Source organism: Burkholderia sp. SR8 (genome assembly GCF_052851275.1).
This window is the reverse complement of sequence record NZ_JAULUC010000014.1, coordinates 165742-189915: the sequence shown is the minus strand read 5'-3', so window position 1 is coordinate 189915 and position 24174 is coordinate 165742. Positions and strand designations below refer to the sequence as shown.

At 66.9% G+C, this 24174-nt stretch carries 23 protein-coding genes; 14 read left to right on the top strand and 9 right to left on the bottom strand.

The window, feature by feature from the left end; translation table 11 throughout:
* Window positions 1-250 precede the first annotated feature (250 nt).
* Together phaP and Q3A80_RS19470 are read right to left on the bottom strand one after the other, a co-directional pair.
* Window positions 251-832 (bottom strand): TIGR01841 family phasin, encoded by a 582-nt coding sequence (phaP, locus tag Q3A80_RS19475; RefSeq protein WP_446330537.1) that lies wholly within the window; start codon window positions 830-832, stop codon window positions 251-253.
* 456 nt (window positions 833-1288) lie between these two features.
* On the bottom strand, window positions 1289-2053 hold the full coding sequence (locus Q3A80_RS19470) for a ParA family protein (RefSeq protein ID WP_446330536.1): 765 nt from the start codon (window positions 2051-2053) through the stop codon (window positions 1289-1291).
* A gap of 239 nt (window positions 2054-2292) precedes the next feature.
* Here Q3A80_RS19470 and Q3A80_RS19465 point away from each other — a divergent pair, with 239 nt between their 5' ends.
* Complete coding sequence (locus Q3A80_RS19465) at window positions 2293-2517, top strand: hypothetical protein (RefSeq protein ID WP_446330535.1); 225 nt, start codon at window positions 2293-2295, stop codon at window positions 2515-2517.
* A gap of 553 nt (window positions 2518-3070) precedes the next feature.
* Here Q3A80_RS19465 and Q3A80_RS19460 read toward each other — a convergent pair.
* Complete coding sequence (locus Q3A80_RS19460; protein WP_059464499.1) at window positions 3071-3619, bottom strand: single-stranded DNA-binding protein; 549 nt, start codon at window positions 3617-3619, stop codon at window positions 3071-3073.
* Between the two features lie 103 nt (window positions 3620-3722).
* Complete coding sequence (locus Q3A80_RS19455; protein WP_446330534.1) at window positions 3723-4910, bottom strand: MFS transporter; 1188 nt, start codon at window positions 4908-4910, stop codon at window positions 3723-3725.
* A 275-nt stretch (window positions 4911-5185) separates the two neighbouring features.
* Between Q3A80_RS19455 and uvrA the strand changes: the two genes are divergently transcribed.
* A complete protein-coding gene (gene uvrA / locus Q3A80_RS19450) occupies window positions 5186-8071 on the top strand; it encodes an excinuclease ABC subunit UvrA (protein ID WP_446330533.1) in 2886 nt (961 codons plus the stop codon).
* A 256-nt stretch (window positions 8072-8327) separates the two neighbouring features.
* Complete coding sequence (locus Q3A80_RS19445; protein WP_446330532.1) at window positions 8328-9410, top strand: AI-2E family transporter; 1083 nt, start codon at window positions 8328-8330, stop codon at window positions 9408-9410.
* Window positions 9411-9548: 138 nt separating this feature from the next.
* Here the strand turns inward: Q3A80_RS19445 and purU are convergent, their stop codons facing one another.
* The 5 genes from purU to Q3A80_RS19420 form a co-directional block, all read right to left on the bottom strand.
* The gene (purU, locus tag Q3A80_RS19440; protein WP_446330531.1) at window positions 9549-10433 is read right to left on the bottom strand and encodes a formyltetrahydrofolate deformylase; all 885 of its coding nucleotides are present in this window, start codon (window positions 10431-10433) and stop codon (window positions 9549-9551) included.
* A gap of 94 nt (window positions 10434-10527) precedes the next feature.
* Complete coding sequence (locus Q3A80_RS19435) at window positions 10528-11385, bottom strand: NUDIX hydrolase (protein ID WP_446330530.1); 858 nt, start codon at window positions 11383-11385, stop codon at window positions 10528-10530.
* A 5-nt stretch (window positions 11386-11390) separates the two neighbouring features.
* Window positions 11391-12005: a LysE family translocator gene (locus tag Q3A80_RS19430; RefSeq protein WP_446330529.1), complete on the bottom strand. Its 615-nt coding sequence runs from the start codon at window positions 12003-12005 to the stop codon at window positions 11391-11393.
* A gap of 50 nt (window positions 12006-12055) precedes the next feature.
* Window positions 12056-12622, bottom strand: coding sequence for an adenine phosphoribosyltransferase (locus Q3A80_RS19425; protein WP_040141994.1), 567 nt, complete (start codon window positions 12620-12622; stop codon window positions 12056-12058).
* 95 nt (window positions 12623-12717) lie between these two features.
* Window positions 12718-14724 carry a cation:proton antiporter domain-containing protein gene (locus Q3A80_RS19420; RefSeq protein ID WP_446330528.1) on the bottom strand — a complete coding sequence of 669 codons (2007 nt, stop codon included), beginning with the start codon at window positions 14722-14724 and terminating at the stop codon, window positions 12718-12720.
* A 125-nt stretch (window positions 14725-14849) separates the two neighbouring features.
* Between Q3A80_RS19420 and kdsD the strand changes: the two genes are divergently transcribed.
* The 11 genes from kdsD (at window position 14850) to Q3A80_RS19365 (ending at window position 24092) form a co-directional block, all read left to right on the top strand.
* Entirely contained in the window at window positions 14850-15833 is a 984-nt protein-coding gene (kdsD, locus tag Q3A80_RS19415) for an arabinose 5-phosphate isomerase KdsD (protein ID WP_446330527.1), read from the top strand.
* Window positions 15833-16369, top strand: coding sequence for a KdsC family phosphatase (locus Q3A80_RS19410; protein WP_446330526.1), 537 nt, complete (start codon window positions 15833-15835; stop codon window positions 16367-16369). The genes kdsD and Q3A80_RS19410 overlap by 1 nt, the downstream gene beginning before the upstream one ends.
* A gap of 3 nt (window positions 16370-16372) precedes the next feature.
* Complete coding sequence (lptC, locus tag Q3A80_RS19405; protein ID WP_446330525.1) at window positions 16373-16987, top strand: LPS export ABC transporter periplasmic protein LptC; 615 nt, start codon at window positions 16373-16375, stop codon at window positions 16985-16987.
* A gap of 20 nt (window positions 16988-17007) precedes the next feature.
* Entirely contained in the window at window positions 17008-17673 is a 666-nt protein-coding gene (gene lptA / locus Q3A80_RS19400; protein ID WP_446330524.1) for a lipopolysaccharide transport periplasmic protein LptA, read from the top strand.
* A complete protein-coding gene (gene lptB, locus Q3A80_RS19395) occupies window positions 17670-18446 on the top strand; it encodes an LPS export ABC transporter ATP-binding protein (RefSeq protein ID WP_446330523.1) in 777 nt (258 codons plus the stop codon). The genes lptA and lptB overlap by 4 nt, the downstream gene beginning before the upstream one ends.
* 166 nt (window positions 18447-18612) lie before the next feature.
* The gene (locus Q3A80_RS19390; protein ID WP_446330522.1) at window positions 18613-20118 is read left to right on the top strand and encodes an RNA polymerase factor sigma-54; all 1506 of its coding nucleotides are present in this window, start codon (window positions 18613-18615) and stop codon (window positions 20116-20118) included.
* Between the two features lie 160 nt (window positions 20119-20278).
* Window positions 20279-20638, top strand: coding sequence for a ribosome hibernation-promoting factor, HPF/YfiA family (hpf, locus tag Q3A80_RS19385; protein WP_006477786.1), 360 nt, complete (start codon window positions 20279-20281; stop codon window positions 20636-20638).
* 196 nt (window positions 20639-20834) lie between these two features.
* A complete protein-coding gene (locus Q3A80_RS19380; protein WP_446330521.1) occupies window positions 20835-21347 on the top strand; it encodes a PTS sugar transporter subunit IIA in 513 nt (170 codons plus the stop codon).
* Between the two features lie 129 nt (window positions 21348-21476).
* Complete coding sequence (hprK, locus tag Q3A80_RS19375; RefSeq protein WP_006483133.1) at window positions 21477-22445, top strand: HPr(Ser) kinase/phosphatase; 969 nt, start codon at window positions 21477-21479, stop codon at window positions 22443-22445.
* Window positions 22446-22520: 75 nt separating this feature from the next.
* Entirely contained in the window at window positions 22521-23429 is a 909-nt protein-coding gene (gene rapZ, locus Q3A80_RS19370) for an RNase adapter RapZ (RefSeq protein WP_446330520.1), read from the top strand.
* A 27-nt stretch (window positions 23430-23456) separates the two neighbouring features.
* Entirely contained in the window at window positions 23457-24092 is a 636-nt protein-coding gene (locus tag Q3A80_RS19365; RefSeq protein WP_446330519.1) for an LON peptidase substrate-binding domain-containing protein, read from the top strand.
* Window positions 24093-24174 lie beyond the last annotated feature (82 nt).

Sequence of the window (24174 nt, the reverse complement as noted above, 5' to 3'; positions counted from 1 at the left end):
GTTGTGTTCCTGCATTGAAATCAGTGGGTCGATCCGTATGCGTGCCGGAGCCCGTACGGCGCAGGCGCGCCGCGCGGCCGGGAATGCGGTCGAACGGCCGCACGCTCACGCGCGCGGCGCATCCGCACGATCCGGCCAGGGCCGGTCACGCTGTCGCAAGCGGGCGATCCGTCGATCGCCGCGTGGCACACGCGGCAATCGGCGCCCGCCCGCGCCGCTCATTCGTGTCGCGCTTGCGCGCGACGTGCGCTCAGGCGGCCGTGTCGCGCGAAGCCGCTTCCTTGCGCGCGGCGGCGGCCGTCTGCTTGGCGCCGCGCACCGTCGTCTCGCTGACCGCGTCGAAACCGCTTTGCGCGGCCTCGATCGCCTGCCCCGTCGCGGCGCGCACGGAGTCGGCCGCGGCAGTCGCCGCGGACAGCGCCGAATTCAGCGCGGCAACGACGGCGCCCGAGCCGGCCGGCGCGTGCTTCGTCAGCTCGCCGACCACATCCTTCACGCGCTTGTCGGTCTGCTCGTACTGAGCCTGCGCGACCTTCGCCCATTCGGCCTGCGTGGACACCGCGATGTCGAACAGATGGCGGCCGTACGCGACGGCCTTGCCGGCGGCTTCCTGCGGCGCGGCCACCTGCTGCGCGAAACCCGCGACCGGGTTGTTCGCGTTGAACGCGTTCTTCAGTTTGTCCTCGTATTCCTCGAGCGCCGTCTTGGCCGCTTGCAGGTTGAGTTCAACCACGGCTTCGAAGCCATTGATTGCCGGACGGGCGATCGCGAACCACGCGGCGATTCCGGACTGATAATCGGCGGCGAATTTTTCGGGGGCAAATACGGACATCGGGCACGCTCCTGTTAGCAATGCGAGAGACAACGTGAGGAAAATGGAAGGCAGATCGGGGCCTGCTCCCTTATTTACGACCCGCCAATCTCATTGAGTGCGGGAAGTAGAGGATCGCCATTCTAGAGGCATTAATTGTCGATTAAGTGGCATTAATGCTAGGTAAAAACCCTTACCGGTCACAATGACCGTCGGAGGGACGGTACAGACGCACAAGGAGACGTGCCGAGAAGCCTTATGGCACAAGGGTTTTCACTTTTTTACAGCATGGCGCACCGGTCCCGACCGCAACATTTACCTCGTCATTATTTCCGCTATTCGAGATCAGGTACGTATTCATTACGCCGGCAGCTGCGCATGAAATCGTTTTACCGCGATTTACTTTGAAATCGTTACCGGGATTATTAATGATGAATTCAATTATCGTACGAATTACTGTTTGCGCAGGTGAAACGCTTAATCGGCCAACTCGCGATGCAGCGCGAGAAACTCCTGCGCGAGCTTGTGCGCCGGCTCCAGATGAATCACCGGCTTCGATTGCTGATGCGATTCGCGGATCTTCACCGACGCCGACAGTCGCGACGCGAGCACCGGCAACCCTTCGTCGACGAGCTCGTCGACCAGCCGCTGCGGCAGGCTCGCGCGCGGCTGGAACTGGTTGATGACGATCCCTTCGATCTCGAGCGCCGCGTTGTGGTCCTGCTGGATTTCCTTCACGTTCTCGAGCAGCGTGTACAGCGCGCGGCGCGAGAAGTCGTCGCAGTCGAACGGAATCAGGCAGCGCTCGACCGCGATCAGCGCCGAGCGCGTGTAGAAGTTCAGCGCGGGCGGCGTGTCGATGTAGACGGCGTCGTATGCGTCGAGCCCGTTCAGCGCGTCGCGCAGCTTGTAGATCTTGTAGCGCGACTCGAGCTTGCCGTGCAGCGTGTCGAGATCCGGATGCGCGGGCATCACGTCGAGCCCGTCGAACGGCGTCGGATGGATGAACGACGCGACGTCGACCGGCCGGAAGTTGAACGTCAGCGCCGTCTCGAAGAAGCCGGCGGCGCCCGGCTGCGCGTCGGCCGCGCGGTCGCCGAGCAGGTAGCGCGTGGAATTCGCCTGCGCGTCGAGGTCGATCACGAGCGTGCGCAGTCCTTCGTTCGCGCTGATCGCCGCCAGGTTGCAGACGATGGTCGACTTGCCTACGCCGCCCTTCTGGTTGAATACGACCCGCCGCATTGCGTCTCCTTCGCGAGAAACGTCGAAAGGACCAGCTTAGCCGGTCGATCATGGCGGCTGCGTGACATCCGTCAGATGCGCGGGCCGTATGCTGGATCGGCGGCGCGGCCCGACGCGCCGTCGGAAATGGCGTCGGACTGCCGGGCACGACGGACGGCACGAGGCGGTATGTTGCGGCGCAACATCCGAACTGCTAAACTACGGGAAAACCCTGAGTTCAAGCTTGCGAAGGAGCAGCTGTGTACCCCGTATTTTCGTTCCTGATGGATCTTCTGCCGGGCCGCCGCGCCGGTTCGTTTTCGCCCGCGGCAAAAGTGAACCGTGTCACGTTCACGGGCACCGTCGACCGCAGCGATGGCGTGATCCTGTCGATCAACGGCAGCGACGCGCTGGTCCGTTGGCCGAAGGGCGGAAAGTCGGTCGAGCGCGTCAGCAATCTGGTCGCGATCGTGACGGAAGCGTAACCGGCTTCGTTCTGCCGCGCGCCCGGCCCCGGTCATGCGCGCAAACTAGCCCGCTTCATTCGGCGCGCGGGCGGCATCGCCGGCCGGCGATGCGTCATTCCGGAAGGCAACGGCTCCCGTCCGTCGACGGACGACGCAGCCGACCCGTCACGTTGCTCGCTGCGCGATAACGGGCGCCCGCGCGATCGCGACGGCCTCCGTATCGGGAATGCCCGCTACGGCGCGTCACAAACCTTGCTGGCCGATCCCGATGCGGTCGCGCCGGTTCGAGTACCTCGCCGGTCGATGCGCCCTATGGCTGGAGCGGGCGTCAGCGCCATCGCGCGCCACGGCGGCACACCGGCCCCGCCCGGGAAATTCGTCCAAGTCTCTGCCGCCCGGAGGCTTTTCCCCGCTTCGCACGCCACCATCCCGGCACTCCCGTCGCCCGACCGGGCACGCGCTGCCCCGATCGAACGACACGTAAACGAAAAAAGACCCGAAGATCCGTGCTGAACCACTGATTCAGCGCGGACATTCGGGTCCGTCGTCACGTCGGGAACCGACGTTCGGCTCAGAACGGAATATCGTCGTCCATCTCGTCGAAGCCGCCGCCTGCCGGCGCGCTCGGACGGCTCTGGCCGCCGCCTGCGCCGCCGCGCGGGGCACCGCCGGCACGACCGCCGCCACCGCCGCGTTCCATCTGTTCGCCGCCACGGCCGCCGCCACCACCGTAGCCGCCGCCGTAACCGCCTTCGTCACCGCCGCCACCGCCGCCGCCCGAACCGCCGCGGCCGCCGAGCATCTGCATCTGGTCGGCGACGATTTCGGTCGAGTAGCGATCCTGGCCGTCCTGGCCCTGCCACTTGCGCGTGCGGATGCGGCCTTCGATATAGACCGACGAACCCTTCTTCAGGTATTCGCTGACGATCTCGGCCAGACGGCCGAAGAACGCGACGCGGTGCCACTCGGTCATTTCCTTGAAATCGCCGCTCGCCTTGTCCTTGTAGCGATCGGTCGTCGCGAGACGGATGTTCGCAACCGCGTCGCCGCTCGGCAGGTAACGGACTTCAGGATCGGCGCCGAGGTTGCCGACGAGGATGACCTTGTTGACGGATGCCATGTGTTTCTCCAGTAAATTCGATGCCGGGCCGCCCGCGCATGTCGCCGGAACGGCCCGCCGGGCAAGCCGGCAAGCGCTGCCGCTGCGTGCCCGAAAAGTAGGTTCAGGCCTTGCGCGGCGGCGCTTTCATGCTGGCCGCGATTATAAGCCACGCCGCCACGAGCCCCGAGCATGCATAGAAGACGGTGTTCGCGCCGCCGTGCTTCAGCAGCCAGCCGCCCACGATGCCGCCGAGCGCGAGCCCGATCGATTGCGTGGTGTTGTAGACGCCCGTGGCCGCACCCTTGCGCGAACCGGGCGCGAGCTTCGACACGAGCGACGGCTGCGACGCTTCCAGGATGTTGAAGCCCAGGAAGTACACGAACAGGATCGCCGCCACAATCAGGATGGTATGCGGTGCGCTGCCGAGCAACAATTGGCCGATCAGGATAGCCAGGATGCCGCCGAGCAGCACCGGCTTCATCTTGCCCCGTTTCTCCGCGACGATGATCGCCGGGACCATCATCACGAACGCGAGCCCCATCACCGGCAGGTACACCTTCCAGTGCGCGGCGACCGGCAGCCCGCCGTCGACCAGCAGGCGCGGCACGACGAGGAACAGCGCGGTCTGCGTCGCGTGCAGCACCAGCACGCCGAAGTTCAGGCGCAGCAGCTCGCCGTTGTGCAGCACTTCGGCGAACGGCGCCGGCACGTGCACGGGCTTCGCCGCGTCGGGCACGACCCACACGACGACGCCGATCGCGAGGATCGACAGCACGCCGACGATCGCGAACAGCCCGCTCATCCCGACCCAGTGGAACACGATCGGCGCGCCGACGATCGCGACCGCGAACGACACGCCGATCGAGCCGCCGACCATCGCCATCGCCTTCGTGCGGTTCTGCTCGGAGGTCAGGTCCGCGATGAACGCGAGCACCGCGGACGACACGGCGCCCATCCCCTGGATCACGCGGCCGACGATGATCCACGTGATGTCGTGCGCGAACGCGGCGACGAAGCTGCCGAGCGCGAAGATCAGCAGCCCCGTGGCGATCACGGGCTTGCGGCCGAACTTGTCCGACGCCCACCCGTAGAAGATGTACAGCAGCGATTGCGTGACGCCGTAGGCCCCGAGCGCGATCCCGACGAGCAGCACGTTGTCGCCCCCCGGAATGGTTTTCGCGTAGACCGAGAACACCGGCATGATCATGAACAGGCCGAGCATGCGCAGCGCGAAGATCGCCGCGAGCGACGTGGTCGCGCGCAGCTCGGGCGCGCTCATGCGGGAAGACGTGGCGGACGGATTGGACATCGGGAATGAATTTCGAATGATCGGAATGTCCGCCCGGCAGCGGGCGGCGGAAGATCAGGGCCACCGGCCCGGCGGGTCCGGCAGGCGCTTTCCGGGGTGCTTTCCGGCACGCCGTGCAGGCAGCCTGCGGGCCGCGTCGAGCGAGCGGCGCGGCCGCTTTCTCCGGCGCGGGCACCGCCTTGCTGCCAGCTGCTGCAAAGGCTGGGGGCCCCCAACGACGGCCTCGAAAAGCCGTTATAGTAGCAGGTTTGGTTCCCTCCAATTTCGCCAGGTTCATGGAACAGATCCGTATCCGTGGGGCACGCACCCACAACCTGAAAAACGTCAATCTCGACCTGCCGCGCCACAAGCTGGTCGTGATTACCGGGTTGTCCGGGTCGGGCAAGTCGTCGCTCGCGTTCGACACCCTTTATGCCGAGGGTCAGCGCCGCTACGTCGAAAGCCTGTCCGCGTACGCCCGCCAGTTCCTGCAGCTGATGGAGAAACCCGACGTCGACCTGATCGAAGGCCTGTCGCCGGCGATCTCGATCGAGCAGAAGGCGACGTCCCACAACCCGCGTTCGACCGTCGGCACGGTCACCGAAATCCACGACTACCTGCGACTTTTGTTCGCACGTGTCGGCACGCCGTATTGCCCCGACCACGACATCCCGCTCGAGGCGCAGAGCGTGTCGCAGATGGTCGACGCGGCGCTCGCGCTGCCCGAGGAAACCAAGCTGATGATCCTCGCGCCCGTCGTCGCGAACCGCAAGGGCGAGCACGCGGAGCTGTTCGAGGACATGCAGGCGCAGGGCTTCGTGCGCTTTCGCGTGCGCTCGGGCGGCGGCACCGCGAACGAAGGCGTCGCGAAGATCTACGAGGTCGAGTCGCTGCCGAAGCTGAAGAAGAACGACAAGCACACGATCGACGTCGTCGTCGACCGCCTGAAGGTGCGCCCGGACATGAAGCAGCGTCTCGCGGAATCGTTCGAGACGGCGCTGCGCCTGGCGGACGGCCGCGCGATCGCGCTCGAGATGGACTCCGACCGCGAACACCTGTTCAGCTCGAAGTTCGCGTGCCCGATCTGCTCGTACTCGCTGCAGGAGCTCGAGCCGCGGTTGTTCTCGTTCAACAACCCGATGGGCGCGTGCCCGGAATGCGACGGCCTCGGCCAGATCACGTTCTTCGACCCGAAGCGGGTCGTCGCGCACCCGTCGCTGTCGCTCGCCGCGGGCGCGGTGAAGGGCTGGGACCGCCGCAACCAGTTCTACTTCCAGATGCTGCAGAGCCTCGCGGCGTTCTACGAATTCGACATCGACGCGGCATTCGAGGATCTGCCCGAAAAAATCCGCAAGGTGCTGCTGTACGGTTCCGGCAAGCAGACGATCCCGTTCTCGTACATCAACGAGCGCGGCCGCACGACGATCCGCGAGCACGTGTTCGAAGGGATCATCCCGAACCTCGAGCGCCGCTACCGCGAGACCGATTCGGTCGCGGTGCGCGAAGAGCTCGCGAAATACCAGAACAACCAGCCGTGCCCGTCGTGCGACGGCACGCGGCTGCGCCGCGAGGCGCGCCACGTACGCGTCGGCACCGGCGACTACGCGCGCGGCATCTATGAAATCAGCGGCTGGCCGCTGCGCGACGCGCTCGGCTATTTCGACGGGCTGTCGCTCGACGGCGCGAAGCGCGAGATCGCCGACAAGGTGATCAAGGAAATCGTCGCGCGACTGACCTTCCTGAACAACGTCGGGCTCGACTACCTGTCGCTCGAGCGCAGCGCGGAGACGCTGTCCGGCGGCGAGGCGCAGCGCATCCGGCTCGCATCGCAGATCGGCTCGGGGCTGACCGGCGTGATGTACGTGCTCGACGAGCCGTCGATCGGCCTGCACCAGCGCGACAACGACCGGCTGATCGCGACGCTCAAGCACCTGCGCGACCTCGGCAACTCGGTGATCGTCGTCGAGCACGACGAGGACATGATCCGCACGGCCGACTACGTCGTGGACATGGGCCCCGGTGCGGGCGAGCATGGCGGTGTCGTGGTCGCCGAAGGCACGCCGAAGCAGGTGCAGTCGAACCCGCAGTCGCTGACCGGCCAGTATCTGGTCGGCAAGCGCGTCATCGAGTATCCGGACGAACGGATTTCGCCCGATCCCGAGCGGATGCTGCGCATCGTGGATGCGCACGGCAACAACCTGAAGCACGTCGACCTCGAGCTGCCGGTCGGCCTGCTGACCTGCATCACCGGCGTGTCGGGCTCCGGCAAGTCGACGCTGATCAACGACACGCTGTATCACGCGGTCGCGCGCCACCTGTACGGCTCGTCGGCCGAACCGGCGCCGCACGAGGCGATCGAAGGCCTCGAGCACTTCGACAAGGTGATCAACGTCGACCAGTCGCCGATCGGCCGCACGCCGCGTTCGAACCCGGCCACCTACACGGGCCTGTTCACGCCGATCCGCGAGCTGTTCTCGGGCGTGCCGACCGCGAAGGAGCGCGGCTACGATCCCGGCCGCTTCTCGTTCAACGTGAAGGGCGGGCGCTGCGAGTCGTGCCAGGGCGACGGCGTGCTGAAGGTCGAAATGCACTTCCTGCCGGACGTCTACGTGCCGTGCGACGTGTGCCACGGCAAGCGCTACAACCGCGAAACGCTCGAAGTGCAGTACAAGGGCAAGAACATCAGCGAAGTGCTCGACATGACGGTCGAGCATGCGTACGAGTTCTTCAGCGCGGTGCCGGTCATCGCCCGCAAGCTGAAGACGCTGCTCGACGTCGGCCTCGGCTACATCCGCCTCGGCCAGTCGGCCACGACGCTGTCGGGCGGCGAGGCGCAGCGCGTGAAGCTGTCGCTGGAGCTGTCGAAGCGCGACACCGGCCGCACGCTGTACATCCTCGACGAACCGACCACCGGCCTGCACTTCCACGACATCGCGCTGCTGCTCGAGGTGATCCACCGGCTGCGCGACCAGGGCAACACGGTCGTGATCATCGAGCACAACCTCGACGTGATCAAGACGGCCGACTGGGTAATCGACCTCGGCCCCGAAGGCGGCGCCGGCGGCGGCCAGATCATCGCGCAGGGCACGCCCGAGCAGGTCGCGAAGACCAAGGCGAGCTTCACCGGCAAGTATCTCGCACCGCTGCTCAAGCGCCCGACCCGCAAGGCGGCAGCCGGCTGACACGTTCCGTTCCCGCGCGCGGCTGCCCGGCCGCGCGCGCCCGGCGTCCGCGGCGGCGCCCGCGTCATCGTTTTCCCTTCTGCGGTTTTCCCCTCTGCGTTTACACCACGAGCCAAACTGCCCCGTGGCGGACGATAATGGCAGCTATACTTTACGGTCGTAAGGTTCGCCATCCGCACCAATCCGGTGCGGCGCCGGCCGACCGCCGTCCTGCCGCCCACCGCGCGTCACGACACCCGAACGACAGGAATCCACGATGGAGAAGCAACAAGAGTCGCGCGACGCCCAGAGCCGCGAGCCGCACCTGCGCAGCGTGCGGCTGACGAGCGACTTCAGCCTGCCGAAGCTGTCGGCAATCGAGATCGGCAGCTATCTGTTCGCCCTCGTCGCGATGGTGCTGGTCATCGAGCTCAAGCTGCTCGGCGGGCTCCTGGCCGGCCTGCTGGTCTATCAGCTGATCCACACGATCGCGCCGGTCATCGAACGCCACACGACCAGCATGCGCGCGCGCTGGGTCGCCGTCGTGCTGCTGTCGATCGCGATCGTCGGCGGCCTCACCGGCCTCACGATCGGCATCATCGAGCACTTCGAGCACACGGTGCCGAACCTGCAGAGCCTGCTCGACCAGTTGATGCAGATCGTCGAGCAGACGCGCGCCCGCACGCCGGCCTGGATCGCGAACCTGCTGCCCGTCGACGTCGAACAGATGAAGACCAAGGCGGCGCTGCTGATGCACTCGCACATGGATCAGTTGCAGCAAGGCGGCAAGAGCGTCGCGCGCGGCTTCGGCCACGTGCTGTTCGGGATGATCATCGGCGCGATGATCGCCATCGGCGTCGAGCACGGCAAGGTGCGCCGGCCGCTGTCGACCGCGCTCGTCACGCGCGTGTCGCGTTTCGCCGAATCGTTCCGCCGGATCGTGTTCGCGCAGATCAAGATCTCGGCGATCAACGCGGCGTTCACCGCGCTCTACCTGCTCGTCGCGCTGCCGATCTTCCATCAGCGGCTGCCGCTGTCGAAGACGCTCGTGCTCGTCACGTTCATCGTCGGCCTCTTGCCGGTGATCGGCAACCTGATCTCCAATACGCTGATCGTCGCGGTGTCGCTGTCGGTCAGCATGGGCACCGCGATCGCGTCGCTCGCGTTCCTCGTGGTCATCCACAAGCTCGAATACTTCCTGAACGCAAAGATCATCGGCGGGCAGATCGAATCGCGCGCATGGGAGCTGCTGCTCGCGATGCTGATCATGGAAGCCGCGTTCGGGCTGCCGGGCGTGATCGCCGCGCCGATCTTCTATGCGTACCTGAAGCGCGAGCTGTACATGCTGCGGCTGATCTGACGGCCGCGCCCGGCGCCCCGCTCGTCACGCAAACGAAAACGCCGCGCTCCGTAAAGCGCGGCGTTCTCGTTTGCGGCCACCGGCCACCGGCCGCCGGCGGCCAGCGGCCGGCACGGGCCGCCCGATGCGAACCGCCGATCAGCGGAACACGACCGTCTTCGTCCCGTTCAGCACGATCCGATGCTCGACGTGCCACTTCACCGCACGCGCGAGCGTCACGCACTCGACGTCGCGGCCGATCGCGGTGAGCTGGTCCGGCGTCATGCTGTGGTCGACGCGCTCGACTTCCTGCTCGATGATCGGACCTTCGTCGAGGTCGGTCGTCACGTAGTGCGCGGTCGCACCGATCAGCTTCACGCCGCGGTCGAACGCCTGGTAGTACGGCTTCGCGCCCTTGAAGCTCGGCAGGAACGAATGGTGGATGTTGATCGCGCGGCCGGCGAGCTGCTGGCACATGTTCGGCGACAGGATCTGCATGTATCGCGCGAGCACGACGAGATCGGCCTGGTGCTCGTCGATCACTTCCAGCACGCGCGCTTCCTGCGCGGCCTTCGCCGCATCGGACGAGCCGCCGACGAGCGGGAAGTGATGGAACGGGATGTTGTAGCTCGCGGCGAGCTGGTAGAACTCCTTGTGGTTCGACACGATCGCCGGGATCTCGATCGGCAGCTGGCCGGTGCGATAGCGGAACAGCAGGTCGTTCAGGCAATGGCCGATCTTCGACACCATGATCACGACGCGCGGCTTCACGGCCGCATCGTGCAGTTCCCAGCGCATCGCGAACTGCTCGGCGAGCGGCGCGAATTCGTTGCGAAGCGTGTCGAGCGCGGACGCGGAATCCGCGCCGTTGGCGTCCTGCTCGAAGTGCACGCGCATGAAGAACTCGCCGGTGCGGCTGTCGCCGAACTGCGCGGAATCGAGGATGTTGTTGCTGCGCTCGAACAGGAAGCCCGAGACCGCGTGGACGATGCCGTGCCGGTCGGGGCACGACAGTTTCAGGATAAAGCTGTGATCGGTCGACATGACCGCTACTCCCTTCGTTTCGGTATTCGTCAAATTGGCTGTCCGGCCGGCCGCACCCGTGCGCAACGCGCGGGCCCGGCCCCGATGCGGCACGCTACGCGGCCGGCGCGAACAGCGCGTCGATGCCCGCCGCGTCCGCCGCCGCGAGCCAGCGATGGCGCAGCAGCGTGTCGAGCATCGCGAGGCTCGCATCCATCGTCGCGCGGCCTTCGCGCAACCACGCGATCACTTCGGGCACGCCGGCCAGCAGATGCTCGGCCACTTCGCCGTCCTGGTTGTGCGGCGCGAAGTCGCGCGGCAGCGGCAGGTCGTACACGAAGATCAGTTCGGACTGCGTGCCTTCCGGCAGCGAGCACAACACCTGCACCGCCCGGCCCGCGATCGCGCGCGCCGCGAGTTCGGCCGGCATGCCGGCCTCTTCCCAGCATTCCTTGATGAGCGTCTCGTGAACGCCCAGACCCCAGCCGATGCCGCCCGCGACGACGTTGTCGAGCATGCCGGGGTCGGTGGCCTTGGTCGCGCTGCGGCGGCCAAGCCACATCTGCGGCGCGGCGGGCGAACCCGGCGCAACCGCATATTCTACGATGCCGTTCAGATGCACCGCGTAAGTCTGCGTACCGAAAAAGCGCGACGCGGCGCGCTCGATATACGCGAGCGGCGGATCGTCGAAGCGATTGCGGATCGCATAGATCTCGTCGCGCCAGCCGGGAATCGCGCCTTCGGCGGCCAGCGCGCCGATCGCGCTCGCGAGCGCCATGCTGCGCGCGTCGACCGTGTCGTAACGCGCCGACAGCACGACGCGCTCGTCCGTCAGTTCGAACACGTCGGGCCAGCGGACGAGCTTCGCGACGTCGCGGCGCCGCACCCAGCCGACCTGCCGGCCGGCGATCTCGAAACGCAGGTGCGCAGCCGGATCGAAGCGGCGCGCGGCCGCGATGCATGGAAACGTCATCGGGTTCAGTCCTTCAGCGCGACGCGAATGCCGATCGCGATGAACGTCGCGCCCGCGATCCGGTCGAGCCACACGCCGGCCTTCGGGCGGCGCTTCAGCCATGCGCCGATCGCGCCCGCGCCGACGCCGAACAGCGAGAAGATCGCGGCCGTCTGCAGCATGAACAGCGCGCCCAACTCGAACATCTGCAGCGTCACGCCCTGCACGCCGTGCGGATCGACGAACTGCGGCAGGAACACGACGAAGAACAGCGTGACCTTCGGGTTCATCAGGTTGCCGATCACGCTCTGCCGGAAGATCGCGCCGAGCGGCTGCGGCGGACGTTCATGCGCGTTCGCGAGGCCCTGGCTGCGCAGCGCCTTGATGCCGATCCACACGAGATACGCGGCGCCCGCGAGCTTCAGCGCCTGGAACGCGACCGGCGACGACCGCAGCACGGCCGCGACACCGAGCGCCGCCAGCGTCGTATGGAACAGGATCCCGGCCGTGAAGCCGAGCGCCGCGACGAAGCCGGCCGCGCGCCCCTGCGAGATGCCGCGCGCGAGCACCTGCAGGTTGTCGGGACCGGGCGCGAACGTGATCGCGATCGACGTGGCGAGAAACAGCATGAAGTTGGGCATCGTGACCTCGCGGCGTGGGCCGGCGTTCAGGGGTTCACTGGTTCAGTGGTTCAGTGGCCGGCGAATTCGGTAACGGTATAGACGGGCAGTCCCGCGTTGCGCAGCAGCGCGGAGCCGCCGAGATCGGGCAGGTCGATGATCGCCGCGCCCTCGACGACGACCGCGCCGAGCCGCTGCAGCAGGTTGCGCCCCGCCATCATCGTGCCGCCGGTCGCGATCAGGTCGTCCATGATGATCACGCGGTCCCCCGGGCGGCACGCGTCTTCGTGGATCTCGACCGTCGCGCTGCCGTATTCGAGGTCGTACGATTCCGAGCGCGTCTTGTACGGCAGCTTGCCGACCTTGCGGATCGGCACGAAGCCGACGCTCAGTTCGTACGCGACGATCGGCGCGATGATGAAGCCGCGCGCATCGAGCCCCGCGACGTAGTCGAGCTTCGCATCGACATAGCGTTCGACGAACAGGTCGACGAGGATGCGCAGCGCCTTCGGGCTCTGCAGCAGCGTCGTAATGTCGCGGAACATCACGCCCGGCTGCGGCCAGTCGGGCACCGTGCGGATCTGGCTGTGGATGAAGGCGACCGGATCGAGCGGCGCGCCCGACGACGAATGCGGCATGAAACTCTCCGAAAAAAACGGTGCGCGAAGATCGGGCACCGTTTCGAATAAATACGGGTCAGGTTATTGAATCGACGTGCTGAATCGACTCGCGCTCACGCGACCGCGGCCGGCGGTTCGCGCCGATGGCGCGACAGCCGCTCCTCCGCGAGTGCGAGCGCTTCGGGCAGCCCGCGCAGCACGACGATGTCGCTCGCGCGCAGCTTGGTCTGCGGATCGGGTTCGACGCCGCGGATCCCGTGCCGGCGGATCGCCGTGACTTCCAGCCCGAGCGCATACAGCCCGAGCTCCTCCAGCGAGCGCCCGACCGCGTCCGCGCGCGCGTCGACCGGCACCGATTGTAGCCGCACCTGCTCGTGATCGTCGTCGTCCGCGTCGTCCGCGCCGTGGAAATAGCCGCGCAGCAGGCTGTAGCGTTCGTCGCGCATCTCCTCGACGCGCCGCACGACCTTGCGCATCGGCACGCCGACCAGCACCAGCGTGTGCGACGCGAGCATCAGGCTGCCTTCGACGATCTCCGGAATCACTTCCGTCGCACCGGCCGCGAGCAGTTTCTCGAGATCGGCGTCGTCGACCGTGCGCACGATCGCGGGCAGCGTCGGCTCCAGCTCGTGCACGTGATGCAGCACGCGCAGCGCCGACGGCGTGTTCGCATACGTGATCGCGACGGCCGCCGCGCGGTGGATACCGGCCGCGAGCAGCGACTCGCGGCGCGCCGCATCGCCGAACACGACCGATTCGCCGGCCGTCGCGGCCGCGCTCACGCGATCGGGATCGAGGTCGAGCGCGACGTACGAGATGCCTTCCTGTTCGAGCATGCGCGCCAGGTTCTGGCCCGCGCGGCCGTAGCCGCAGATGATCACGTGGCCGCGCTGCTTGAGGCTTTGCGTCGCGATCCGCGTCATCTGCAGCGACTGCTGCATCCATTCCGTCGACGACAGCCGCATCACGATCCGGTCGGCGTTCTGGATCAGGAACGGCGCGGCGAGCATCGACAGCAGCATCGACGCGAGGATCGCCTGCAGCAGCGTCGAATCGACGAGGTGCCGGTCGAGGATCAGGTTCAGCAGCACGAAGCCGAATTCGCCGGCCTGCGCGAGGCCGATGCCCGTGCGCATCGCGACGCCCGGCGTCGCGCCGAACAGGCGCGCGAGCCCCGCGATCATGGTCGCCTTGAACAGGATCTGCCCGACGAAGAAGCCGAGCACGAGCAACGGGTGCTCCCAGATCACGCGCGGATCGAGCAGCATCCCGGTCGTCACGAAGAACAGGCCGAGCAGCACGTCGCGGAACGGCTTGATGTCCTCCTCCACCTGGTGGCGGAACGGCGTCTCGGAGATCAGCATCCCGGCGATGAACGCGCCGAGCGCGAGCGACAGCCCGAAGCGGTCGGTGATGAACGCGGCGCCGAGCGTGACGAGCAGCAGGTTCAGCACGAACAGTTCCTGCGAGCGGCGCCGCGCGACGACGTTGAGCCAGCGCGTCATGAAGCGCTGGCCGATGACGAGCAGCAGCGCGAGCGCGATCACGATCTTGACCGCCGCGAAGCCGAGCGTGAGCGCGAGATCCTTCGACGACTCGGCGCCGAACGCGGCGATCACGATCAGCAGCGGCACCACGGCGAGATCCTGGAACAGCAGCACGCCGAAGATGTTGCGGCCGTGCGCGGTCTCGATCTCGAGCCGCTCGGCGAGCATCTTCGACACGATCGCCGTCGACGACATCGCGAGCGCGCCGCCGAGCGCGACGCTGCCCTGCCACGTGATGTGCACCCAGCGCTCGAACAGCGCGCCGAGCACGACCGCGAGCGCGAGCGTCGCCACCACCTGCAGCAGCCCGAGCCCGAACACGAGCCGCTGCATCGCGCGCAGCTTCGCGAGCGAGAATTCGAGGCCGATCGAGAACATCAGGAACACCACGCCGAATTCCGCGAGATGCTCGGCCCGCTCGAGATCCGCGGCGATGCCGAACGCATGCGGGCCGACCAGGATGCCGACGGTCAGGTAGCCGAGCATCGGCGGCAGGTTCAGCGAGCGAAACACGACGACGCCCACCACCGAGGCCAGCAGCAGCAGCAGGGTCATTTCGAGCGGGGAAATCACGGGCGAAGCGTCCTCGTTCGTCGGGGCCACGGCAAGGCGGGCGCGGGTGGTGGCGGTGGACCGGCAACCTCGGACGAGTCCGAAGGCGCGGCGCGGCGAACAAACGCCTTTGCTATACTCCGCGCATGATAGCGAAAATCAATGATGATCGGGCGCTCGCGCTCGCCCGCGACGTGCTCGACATCGAGGCGGACGCCGTGCGCGCGCTGCGCGACCAGCTCGACGGCGACTTCGTCCACGCCGTTGCGCTGCTGCTCGGCTGCCGCGGGCGCGTCGTGGTATCCGGCATCGGCAAGTCGGGGCATATCGCCCGCAAGATCGCGGCCACGCTCGCGAGCACCGGCACGCCGGCGTTCTTCGTCCATCCGGCCGAGGCCAGCCACGGCGACCTCGGCATGGTCACGTCCGACGACGTCTTCATCGGCATCTCCTATTCCGGCGAGTCGGAAGAACTCGTCGCGATCCTGCCGCTCGTCAAGCGGATCGGCGCGAAGCTGATCGCGATCACGGGCCGCGCGGAATCGAGCCTCGGCACGCTCGCCGACGTGAACCTGAACGCCGCGGTGTCGAAGGAAGCGTGCCCGCTGAACCTCGCGCCCACCGCGAGCACGACCGCCGCGCTCGCGCTCGGCGACGCGCTCGCCGTCGCGGTGCTCGACGCGCGCGGCTTCGGTTCCGAGGATTTTGCGCGCTCGCATCCGGGCGGCGCGCTCGGCCGGCGCCTGCTCACGCACGTGCGCGACGTGATGCGCTCGGGCGACGACGTGCCGCGCGTCGGGCTCGACGCGACGCTGTCGGATGCACTGTTCCAGATCACCGCGAAGCGGATGGGCATGACGGCCGTGATCGGCGCCGACGGCCGCGTGGCCGGCATCTTCACCGACGGCGACCTGCGCCGCGTGCTCGCGCGCGACGGCGATTTCCGCACGCTGCCGATCGTCGACGTGATGACGCGCGCACCGCGCACGATCGGCCCGGACCAGCTCGCGGTCGAAGCCGTGGAACTGATGGAGCGTCACCGGATCAACCAGATGCTCGTGGTCGATGCCGACGGCGCGCTGATCGGCGCGCTGAACATGCACGACCTGTTTTCGAAGAAGGTGATCTGATGAGCGCAGCGCTGACTGCGGCCGAACGCGCGAGCCGCGTGAAGCTGATGATTTTCGACGTCGACGGCGTGCTGACCGACGGCGGCCTGCTGTTTACCGCGGCCGGCGACGCGATGAAGTCGTTCAATTCGCTCGACGGCCATGGCGTGAAGCTGCTCGGCGAGGCCGGCATCGCGACCGCGATCATCACCGGCCGCCGCTCGGACATCGTCGCGGCGCGCGCGAAGGAAATGAAGATCGCGCACCTGTTCCAGGGCGTCGAGAACAAGCTCGCGGTGTTCACGGACCTGATCGCCTCGCTCGGCATCGGCGCCGACGCGTGCGGCTACATGGGCGACGACTGGCCCGACCTGCCGGTGATGCTGCGTTGCGGCTTCGCAGCCGCGCCGGCCAACGCGCATCCCGAAGTGATCGCCCGCGCGCACTGGGTGGCCGAGGCCCGCGGCGGCCACGGCGCGGTGCGCGAAGTGTGCGACGCGATCCTGCGCGCGCAGCGCCGCTACGACGCGCTGCTCGCGGCTGCCTGCGGAGCCTGACGGATGAACACGCATTTCCGCTGGACCCAGTTGCTGCCGCTCGCCGCGGTGGCTGCACTCGCGGGCATCACGTGGTGGCTGCTGCAGGCGACGCTGCCGCCGCCCGGCGAGGGCGCCGCGCAGCCGAAGCGCCACACGCCCGACTATTTCGCGGACAACTTCTCGGTCACCGAGCTCGATCAGACCGGCACGACGCAGTACCGGCTGACGGCCGCGAAGCTGGTCCATTACGAAGACACCGAGAACAGCGACCTGACCGATCCGGCCATGCGCGCGTTCCAGCCCGGCAAGCCGGTCGTGACGACCACCGCGAAGCGCGGCACGGTCAACGGCGACGTGTCGATCGTCGACCTGTACGACGACGCGCGCATCCTGCGCGTGGCCGGCGGCGGCGATCCGCAGATGCAGGCCGATTCGCAGCATTTCCGGATCTTCGTCAATGACGATGTGATCCAGACCGAAAAGCCGGTTAAACTTCAGCGCGGCCTGTCGCTCGTCAACGCGACCGACGGCATGAAGTACAACAACGTCACCCGGGTCATCGAGCTTTACGGCAACGTGCGCGGCACGATCGCCGCGGCGGACACGTCCGGCGGCTCGAAAGGTCAACCCAGGTGACGCATCCCTCACGTGACTGCATGAACGAACCGTTCCCTCGACAGAATTCCGGCGGCGCTGCGCGCGCCGTCCGCGCCGCGCTCGCCGCGACGCTCGTGGCGCTCCCGCTCGTCGGGCTGGCGCCGCTCGCCCATGCCGAGAAGGCCGACCAGAACAAGCCGATCAACGTCGAGGCAGACAACCTGACCTATGACGACCTGAAGCAGGTGACGGTCGCGACCGGCAACGTCGTGATCACGAAGGGCACGATCATCATCAAGGGCGATCGCGTCGAAGTGCGCCAGGACCCGGAAGGCTATCAGTACGCGACCTCGTTCGGCAGCGGCAAGAAGCACGCGACGTTCCGCCAGAAGCGCGAAGGTCTCGACGAATACATCGACGGCGACGCCGAGCGAATCGACTACGACGGCAAGCAGGACCTGACGACGCTGACGACCGCCGCGACCGTGCGCCGCCTGCAGGGCACGTCGACCATCGCCGACACCGTGCACGGCAGCGTGATCACGTACGACGGCCAGCACGACTTCTACACCGCGAAGGGCGGCAAGGACGTCGCCGCGCCGGGCAACCCGAACGGCCGCGTGCGCGCGATGCTGTCGCCGAAGAACGGCGGCCCCGGGCCGCTGAACGGCGCGCCGGCGAAGCTGTCGCCGTCGACCACGATCCAGGGAGCGCCGGGCCAATGAACGCGCTCCCGAACCGCCAGCCGGCCGGCACGACGAGCTCGCTCGTCGTCCGCAACCTGAAGAAGCGCTACGGCTCGCGCACGGTCGTCAAGGACGTGTCGCTCGACGTGAAGAGCGGCGAAGTCGTCGGCCTGCTCGGCCCGAACGGCGCCGGCAAGACGACGTCGTTCTACATGATCGTCGGCCTCGTGCCGCTCGATGCGGGCGAGATCTCGCTGAACGGCAGCTCGATCAGCCTGCTGCCGATCCACAAGCGCGCGTCGCTCGGCCTGTCGTACCTGCCGCAGGAAGCGTCGGTGTTCCGCAAGCTGACCGTCGAGGAAAACATCCGCGCGGTGCTCGAGCTGCAGTACGGCGAAGACGGCAAGCGGCTGTCGAAGGACGCGATCGCGTCGCGCACCGAGGCGCTGCTCGACGAACTGCAGATCGGCCATCTGCGCGAGAACCCGGCGCTGTCGCTGTCGGGCGGCGAACGCCGCCGCGTCGAAATCGCGCGCGCGCTCGCGACCAATCCGAACTTCATCCTGCTCGACGAACCGTTCGCGGGCGTCGACCCGATCGCGGTGCTCGAGATCCAGAAGATCGTCAAGTTCCTGAAGCAGCGCAACATCGGCGTGCTGATCACCGATCACAACGTCCGCGAAACGCTCGGCATCTGCGACCACGCGTACATCATCAGCGACGGTTCGGTGCTCGCCGCCGGCGCGCCGAGCGAAATCATCGAAAACGAAAGCGTGCGCCGCGTGTACCTCGGCGAACACTTCCGCATGTAACTTCCCCTCCTGGCTGGCCGCACCCTGCCCGGCATCGCCGCGCAGGGCTGCGCCCGCACGCCCCGCGCGGCGGCCTGCGCGCGGCCTCGCGCCGCGCCGCGCGTAATCGCGGATGGCTCAATGCGGCTGGGTCGTGGCAAACTGCCGGTATGACTCCCTCCTTGCCATGAAAGCCAGCCTTCAACTCCGCCTGTCGCAACATCTTGCGCTGACGCCGCAACTGCAGCAGTCGATCCGGCTGCTGCAGCTGTCGACGCTCGAACTGCAGCAGGAAGTCGCGATGGCCGTCGCGCAGAACCCGCTGCTCGAAAACGATGACGAATGGATCGCGAGTCCGCTGCGCGTCGCGGCGGACGGATCGCTGATCGCGCAGACGCCGCCCGGCCAGAATGCCGAACCGGGTGCGTCGAACGGCAGCAGCCCGTCGGGCGATCGCGCCGAACGCGACGAACCGGCCGGCGCCGACGAATACGACGGCTACGGGGCCGGCGACGCCGGCGACGGCCCGCAATGGAATCTCGACGAATTCGGCCGTTCGAGCGGCGCATCGGACGACGACGACCTCCCGCCGCTGCAGGTTCAGGAAGCCGCGACGTCGCTGCGCGACCACCTGTCCGCGCAGTTGCGCGTCACGCAGGCCGGCCCGCGCGATCGCGCGCTCGTGATGTTCCTGATCGAATCGCTCGACGACGACGGCTACCTGACCGCGTCGCTCGACGAAGTCCTTGCCGACCTGCCGCCCGAACTCGAAATCGATTGCGACGAACTGAACGCGGCGCTCGCGCTGCTGCACAGTTTCGACCCGCCCGGGGTCGGCGCCCGCTCGGCATCCGAATGCCTGAAGCTGCAGTTGCTGCGCCTCGATCCGTCCCCCACGCGCACGCTCGCGCTGGAAATCGTGTCGCAGCACCTCGAGCTGCTCGCCGCGCGCGATTTCACGCGGTTGCGCAAGCACCTGAAGGCGAGCGACGACGCGCTGCGCGACGCGCATGCGCTGATCCGCTCGCTGGAGCCGTTCCCCGGCGCCGCGTACGGCAAGGCCGAGGCCGACTACGTCGTGCCCGACATCATCGTGAAGAAGGCCGGCCAGGGCTGGCTCGCGGAGCTCAATCCGGAAGTGATGCCGCGGCTGCGGATCAACAACCTGTACGCGAACATCCTGCGCAACAGCCGCGGCGATCCGGCGGCCGGTTCGCTGAAGCAGCAGCTGCAGGAAGCACGCTGGCTGATCAAGAATATCCAGCAGCGATTCGACACGATCCTGCGTGTCGCGCAGGCCATTGTCGAACGTCAGAAGAATTTCTTTGCGCACGGTGAAATTGCCATGCGCCCCTTGGTTTTGCGGGAAATAGCTGATACGCTGGGCCTACACGAGTCGACTGTCAGCCGTGTGACAACAGGCAAGTACATGCTGACCCCGTTCGGGACGCTTGAATTTAAGTACTTCTTCGGATCACACGTTTCGACCGACACCGGAGGCGCCGCATCGTCGACCGCCATCCGAGCCCTGATCAAGCAACTGATAGGAGCTGAAGACCCAAAATCGCCACTTTCGGACAGCCGCATTGCCGAGCTGCTGGCAGAACAGGGTTTCGTGGTCGCGCGCCGCACGGTTGCCAAATATCGCGAAGCCCTCAAGATCCCGGCAGTGAATCTGCGCAAGTCTCTTTAAGCCTGCTGCCTGCCCGGCGGCAGGCGTGTTCCGGCCACCGCGCACACGGGGAACAGGCCGGGCGACCTGTCCGCGATTCCGCCGCCACGTGCGGTCGGGGACAAGTCGACCGGAGCGCCGCCTCGATGCGGCCGGGTGGTCACTCGCTTGGAGAAGCACTATGAACCTGAAGATCAGTGGACATCATCTGGAAGTCACGCCTGCAATTCGCGAATACGTGATCACCAAGCTGGACCGGGTGCTACGCCATAGCGATCAGGTGATCGATGGCACTGTGATCCTCTCGGTCGACAACCACAAGGAAAAGGACAAGCAGCAGCGCGCGGAAATCAATCTGCACCTGAAGGGCAAGGACATCTTCGTCGAAAGCGCAAACGGCAATCTGTACGCTGCGATCGATCTGCTGATCGACAAGCTGGATCGCCAGGTCGTCAAGCACATGGAGCGTCTGCAGACCCATGCGCACGACCCGATCAAGCTGCAGCCGTCGATCGACCAGATCGAACTGCCGCCGCAATAACGGTCAACGCAACACGCACGCCGCCCGGTTCGCCGGGCGGTTTTTTTTGTGTCCGCGCGGCCGTGGTGCGACCGGTCCGTCCATGCTGCGCCATGCGCGCGGCTGTGCTCTATAATGTTCCGGTTATCGCCGGGGGGCATCGGGTGCGATCGCTGCGTTGCAGGCGCCCGTGCCGAACGCCTTGATATCGCCGAACATGGAAGATCAGTCTGCCGCCGCAAGGAGACCCCAGGCCGCCCAATCGCCTGCCAACATGAATCGCCTAGCCAAAATCCTGCCCATAGAGAACGTCGTCATCGACCTCTCCGTCACCAGCAAGAAACGCGTCTTCGAACAAGCCGGGCTGATCTTCGAGAATCAGAACGGCATCGCCCGCAGCACCGTCACGGACAACCTGTTCGCGCGCGAGCGCCTCGGCTCGACCGGGCTCGGCGAAGGCGTGGCGATTCCGCACGGGCGCATCAAGGGGCTCAAGCACCCGCTCGCCGCGTTCGTGCGGCTGGCCGACGCGATCCCGTTCGAAGCGCCCGACGGCCAGCCGGTCGGTCTCCTGATTTTCCTGCTCGTCCCCGAGCAAGCCACCCAGCAGCACCTCGAGATCCTGTCGGAAATCGCGCAACTGCTGTCCGACCGCGACGCGCGCGAGCGTCTGCACAACGAAACGGATCTCGCCGAGTTGCATCGCCTGCTCACTCAGTGGCAACCTTGAGTTGATCCGGGCGGAATATTTTCCCGAACGAGGCGGCACGCGCCGCCGTCCAGGGCCGCCCGGCGCCGGTCCGGCATGGCGACGCCCGTCGCCGCGCGCATGCACCGGCTCATTGGAGTGACGAGAGTCATGGATACGTCCAGCATCAACGCCCAGAGCATCTTCGACGACAACGCGGCCACGCTGAAGCTGAGCTGGCTGACGGGGCATGAAGGCTGGGAGCGCGGTTTCTCGGCCGACACCGTCGGCAATGCAACGTCGAGCGCCGACCTCGTCGGCCACCTGAACCTGATCCACCCGAACCGGATCCAGGTGCTCGGCGAAGCCGAAATCGACTACTACCAGCGGCAGACCGACGAAGACCGTTCGCGCCACATGGCCGAGCTGATCGCGCTCGAGCCGCCGTTTCTCGTCGTCGCCGGCGGTGCCGCCGCGCCGCCCGAACTCGTGCTGCGCTGCACGCGCTCGTCCACCCCGCTGTTCACGACACCGATGTCGGCCGCCGCGGTGATCGACAGCCTGCGGCTCTACATGTCGCGCATCCTCGCGCCGCGCGCGACGCTGCACGGCGTGTTCCTCGACATCCTCGGGATGGGCGTGCTGCTCACCGGCGACTCCGGGCTCGGCAAGAGCGAACTCGGCCTCGAGCTGATCAGCCGCGGCCACGGCCTCGTCGCCGACGACGCCGTCGACTTCGTCCGACTTGGCCCCGATTTCGTCGAAGGCCGCTGCCCGCCGCTGCTGCAGAACCTGCTCGAAGTGCGCGGCCTCGGGCTGCTCGACATCAAGACGATCTTCGGTGAAACCGCGGTGCGCCGGAAAATGAAGCTGAAGCTGATCGTCCAGCTGGTGCGCCGCCCGGACGGCGAATTCCAGCGGCTGCCGCTCGAAAGCCAGACGGTCGACGTGCTCGGCTTGCCGATCAGCAAGGTCACGATCCAGGTTGCGGCCGGCCGCAACCTCGCGGTGCTCGTCGAGGCAGCCGTGCGGAACACGATCCTGCAGCTGCGCGGAATCGATACGCTGCGCGACTTCATGGACCGGCAGCGACTCGCGATGCAGGATCCCGACAGCCAGTTCCCCGGCAAGCTCGTGTAACACGCCCGCGCCGGCCTCGCAGCGCCGACGCGTCGAGCCGGTGCTATGATGAAACGTCAGGATTCTCTGCTTCCCATGCGCATCGTCCTCATCACCGGCATCTCCGGCTCAGGCAAGTCCGTCGCGCTGAACGCGCTCGAGGACGCAGGCTACTACTGCGTCGACAACCTGCCGCCGCACGTGCTCCCCGAACTCGCCCGCTATCTTGCCGAGGGCGGCCAGCATCGGCTCGCGGTCGCGATCGATGCGCGTTCGAGCGCGTCGCTCGATGAAATGCCCGGCCTGATCCGCGCGCTGTCGCTCGAGCACGATGTCCGCGTGCTGTTCCTCAACGCAAGCACGCAGGCGCTGATCCAGCGCTTCTCCGAAACGCGGCGCCGCCATCCGCTGTCCGGCTCGCCGTCGCACGACGCGAACGTCGGGCTGCTGTCGTCGCTCGAGGAAGCGATCGAGCGCGAACGCGATCTCGTCGCGCCGCTCGCCGAATTCGGTCACCAGATCGATACGAGCACGTTGCGCGCGAACGTGTTGCGCACGTGGGTCAAGCGCTTCATCGAGCAGAAGAACAACGACCTGATGGTGATGTTCGAATCGTTCGGCTTCAAGCGCGGCGTGCCGCTCGACGCCGATCTGATGTTCGACGTGCGCGCGCTGCCGAACCCGTACTACGACCATGAGCTGCGCCCGCTCACCGGGCTCGACCAGCCGGTCATCGCCTTTCTCGACGCACTGCCGATCGTCCATCAGATGATCGACGACATCCATGCGTTCCTGATGAAATGGCTGCCGCACTTTCGCGAAGACAACCGCAGCTATCTGACCGTCGCCATCGGCTGCACGGGTGGTCAGCATCGCTCGGTGTTCATCGCGGAAACGCTCGCCGCGCGCCTCGCGCACGATGCGAACGTGATCGTGCGGCATCGTGACGCGCCCGTGGATGTCGACGCGTCGTCGCGGCTCGTCACCGAGGTCGACCGACCTTAGCGACACCCGCTCTCTCGCCGGCGCGCCATGTCTACCCTATCGACCACGCTGATCGACTTGCCGCTGTTTCCGCTGCACACGGTGCTGTTCCCCGGTGGCTGGCTGCCGCTCAAGGTGTTCGAGGCGCGCTATCTCGACATGTGCCGCGCGTGCCTGCGCGACGACGCACCGTTCGGCGTGTGCCTGCTGAAGAGCGGCCCCGAAGTCGCCCAGGACGGCGCCGTGTCGGTGCCCGAGACCATCGGCTGCATGGCGCGCATCACCGAATGCGACACCGGCGAATTCGGGATGCTGTACCTGCAGGCAGTCGGCACGCAGCGCTTCGAGCTGCTGTCGTATCGCGTCGAAGGCAACGGGCTGCTGGTCGGCATCGCGGAGCCGCTGCCCGACGACATTCCGCTCGAAGGCGAGCAGGCGCTCGCGCAATTCGGCTCGTGCGCGGAAGTGCTCGAGCGAATCATCGAAGCGCTGAAGAAGACCGAACCGGACAAGATGCCGTTCGGCGAACCGTTCCGTCTCGACGATCCGAGCTGGGTGTCGAACCGACTCGCGGAACTGCTGCCGCTCGACCTGCGCGCGCGGCAGAAGCTGATGGAGTTTCCGGATGTCGGCGCGCGGATCGATGCCGTGCACCACGTGCTCGACCGGCACGGGTGGCTGTAAGCGACTGCGAACCTGTCGCGCCGTATCGGCGCCGCACCGGTGTCGCGCGATCGATCCGCGGTCAATCGTTCGATCGGCACAA

What these genes read in the sequence shown, in the direction of transcription:
- Q3A80_RS19460 (WP_059464499.1), bottom strand. Translation starts at nt 3,619, where the DNA reads ATGGCATCCGTCAACAAGGTCATCCTCGTCGGCAACCTCGGCGCCGAT.
- hpf (WP_006477786.1), top strand. Translation starts at nt 20,279, where the DNA reads ATGAACCTGAAGATCAGTGGACATCATCTGGAAGTCACGCCTGCAATT.
- Q3A80_RS19435 (WP_446330530.1), bottom strand. Translation starts at nt 11,385, where the DNA reads ATGACGTTTCCATGCATCGCGGCCGCGCGCCGCTTCGATCCGGCTGCG.
- Q3A80_RS19445 (WP_446330532.1), top strand. Translation starts at nt 8,328, where the DNA reads ATGGAGAAGCAACAAGAGTCGCGCGACGCCCAGAGCCGCGAGCCGCAC.
- Q3A80_RS19455 (WP_446330534.1), bottom strand. Translation starts at nt 4,910, where the DNA reads ATGTCCAATCCGTCCGCCACGTCTTCCCGCATGAGCGCGCCCGAGCTG.
- purU (WP_446330531.1), bottom strand. Translation starts at nt 10,433, where the DNA reads ATGTCGACCGATCACAGCTTTATCCTGAAACTGTCGTGCCCCGACCGG.
- lptB (WP_446330523.1), top strand. Translation starts at nt 17,670, where the DNA reads ATGAACGCGCTCCCGAACCGCCAGCCGGCCGGCACGACGAGCTCGCTC.
- Q3A80_RS19410 (WP_446330526.1), top strand. Translation starts at nt 15,833, where the DNA reads ATGAGCGCAGCGCTGACTGCGGCCGAACGCGCGAGCCGCGTGAAGCTG.
- Q3A80_RS19365 (WP_446330519.1), top strand. Translation starts at nt 23,457, where the DNA reads ATGTCTACCCTATCGACCACGCTGATCGACTTGCCGCTGTTTCCGCTG.
- hprK (WP_006483133.1), top strand. Translation starts at nt 21,477, where the DNA reads ATGGATACGTCCAGCATCAACGCCCAGAGCATCTTCGACGACAACGCG.
- lptC (WP_446330525.1), top strand. Translation starts at nt 16,373, where the DNA reads ATGAACACGCATTTCCGCTGGACCCAGTTGCTGCCGCTCGCCGCGGTG.
- Q3A80_RS19425 (WP_040141994.1), bottom strand. Translation starts at nt 12,622, where the DNA reads ATGCCGCATTCGTCGTCGGGCGCGCCGCTCGATCCGGTCGCCTTCATC.
- Q3A80_RS19390 (WP_446330522.1), top strand. Translation starts at nt 18,613, where the DNA reads ATGAAAGCCAGCCTTCAACTCCGCCTGTCGCAACATCTTGCGCTGACG.
- kdsD (WP_446330527.1), top strand. Translation starts at nt 14,850, where the DNA reads ATGATAGCGAAAATCAATGATGATCGGGCGCTCGCGCTCGCCCGCGAC.
- lptA (WP_446330524.1), top strand. Translation starts at nt 17,008, where the DNA reads ATGAACGAACCGTTCCCTCGACAGAATTCCGGCGGCGCTGCGCGCGCC.
- phaP (WP_446330537.1), bottom strand. Translation starts at nt 832, where the DNA reads ATGTCCGTATTTGCCCCCGAAAAATTCGCCGCCGATTATCAGTCCGGA.
- rapZ (WP_446330520.1), top strand. Translation starts at nt 22,521, where the DNA reads ATGCGCATCGTCCTCATCACCGGCATCTCCGGCTCAGGCAAGTCCGTC.
- Q3A80_RS19380 (WP_446330521.1), top strand. Translation starts at nt 20,835, where the DNA reads ATGGAAGATCAGTCTGCCGCCGCAAGGAGACCCCAGGCCGCCCAATCG.
- Q3A80_RS19470 (WP_446330536.1), bottom strand. Translation starts at nt 2,053, where the DNA reads ATGCGGCGGGTCGTATTCAACCAGAAGGGCGGCGTAGGCAAGTCGACC.
- Q3A80_RS19430 (WP_446330529.1), bottom strand. Translation starts at nt 12,005, where the DNA reads ATGCCCAACTTCATGCTGTTTCTCGCCACGTCGATCGCGATCACGTTC.
- uvrA (WP_446330533.1), top strand. Translation starts at nt 5,186, where the DNA reads ATGGAACAGATCCGTATCCGTGGGGCACGCACCCACAACCTGAAAAAC.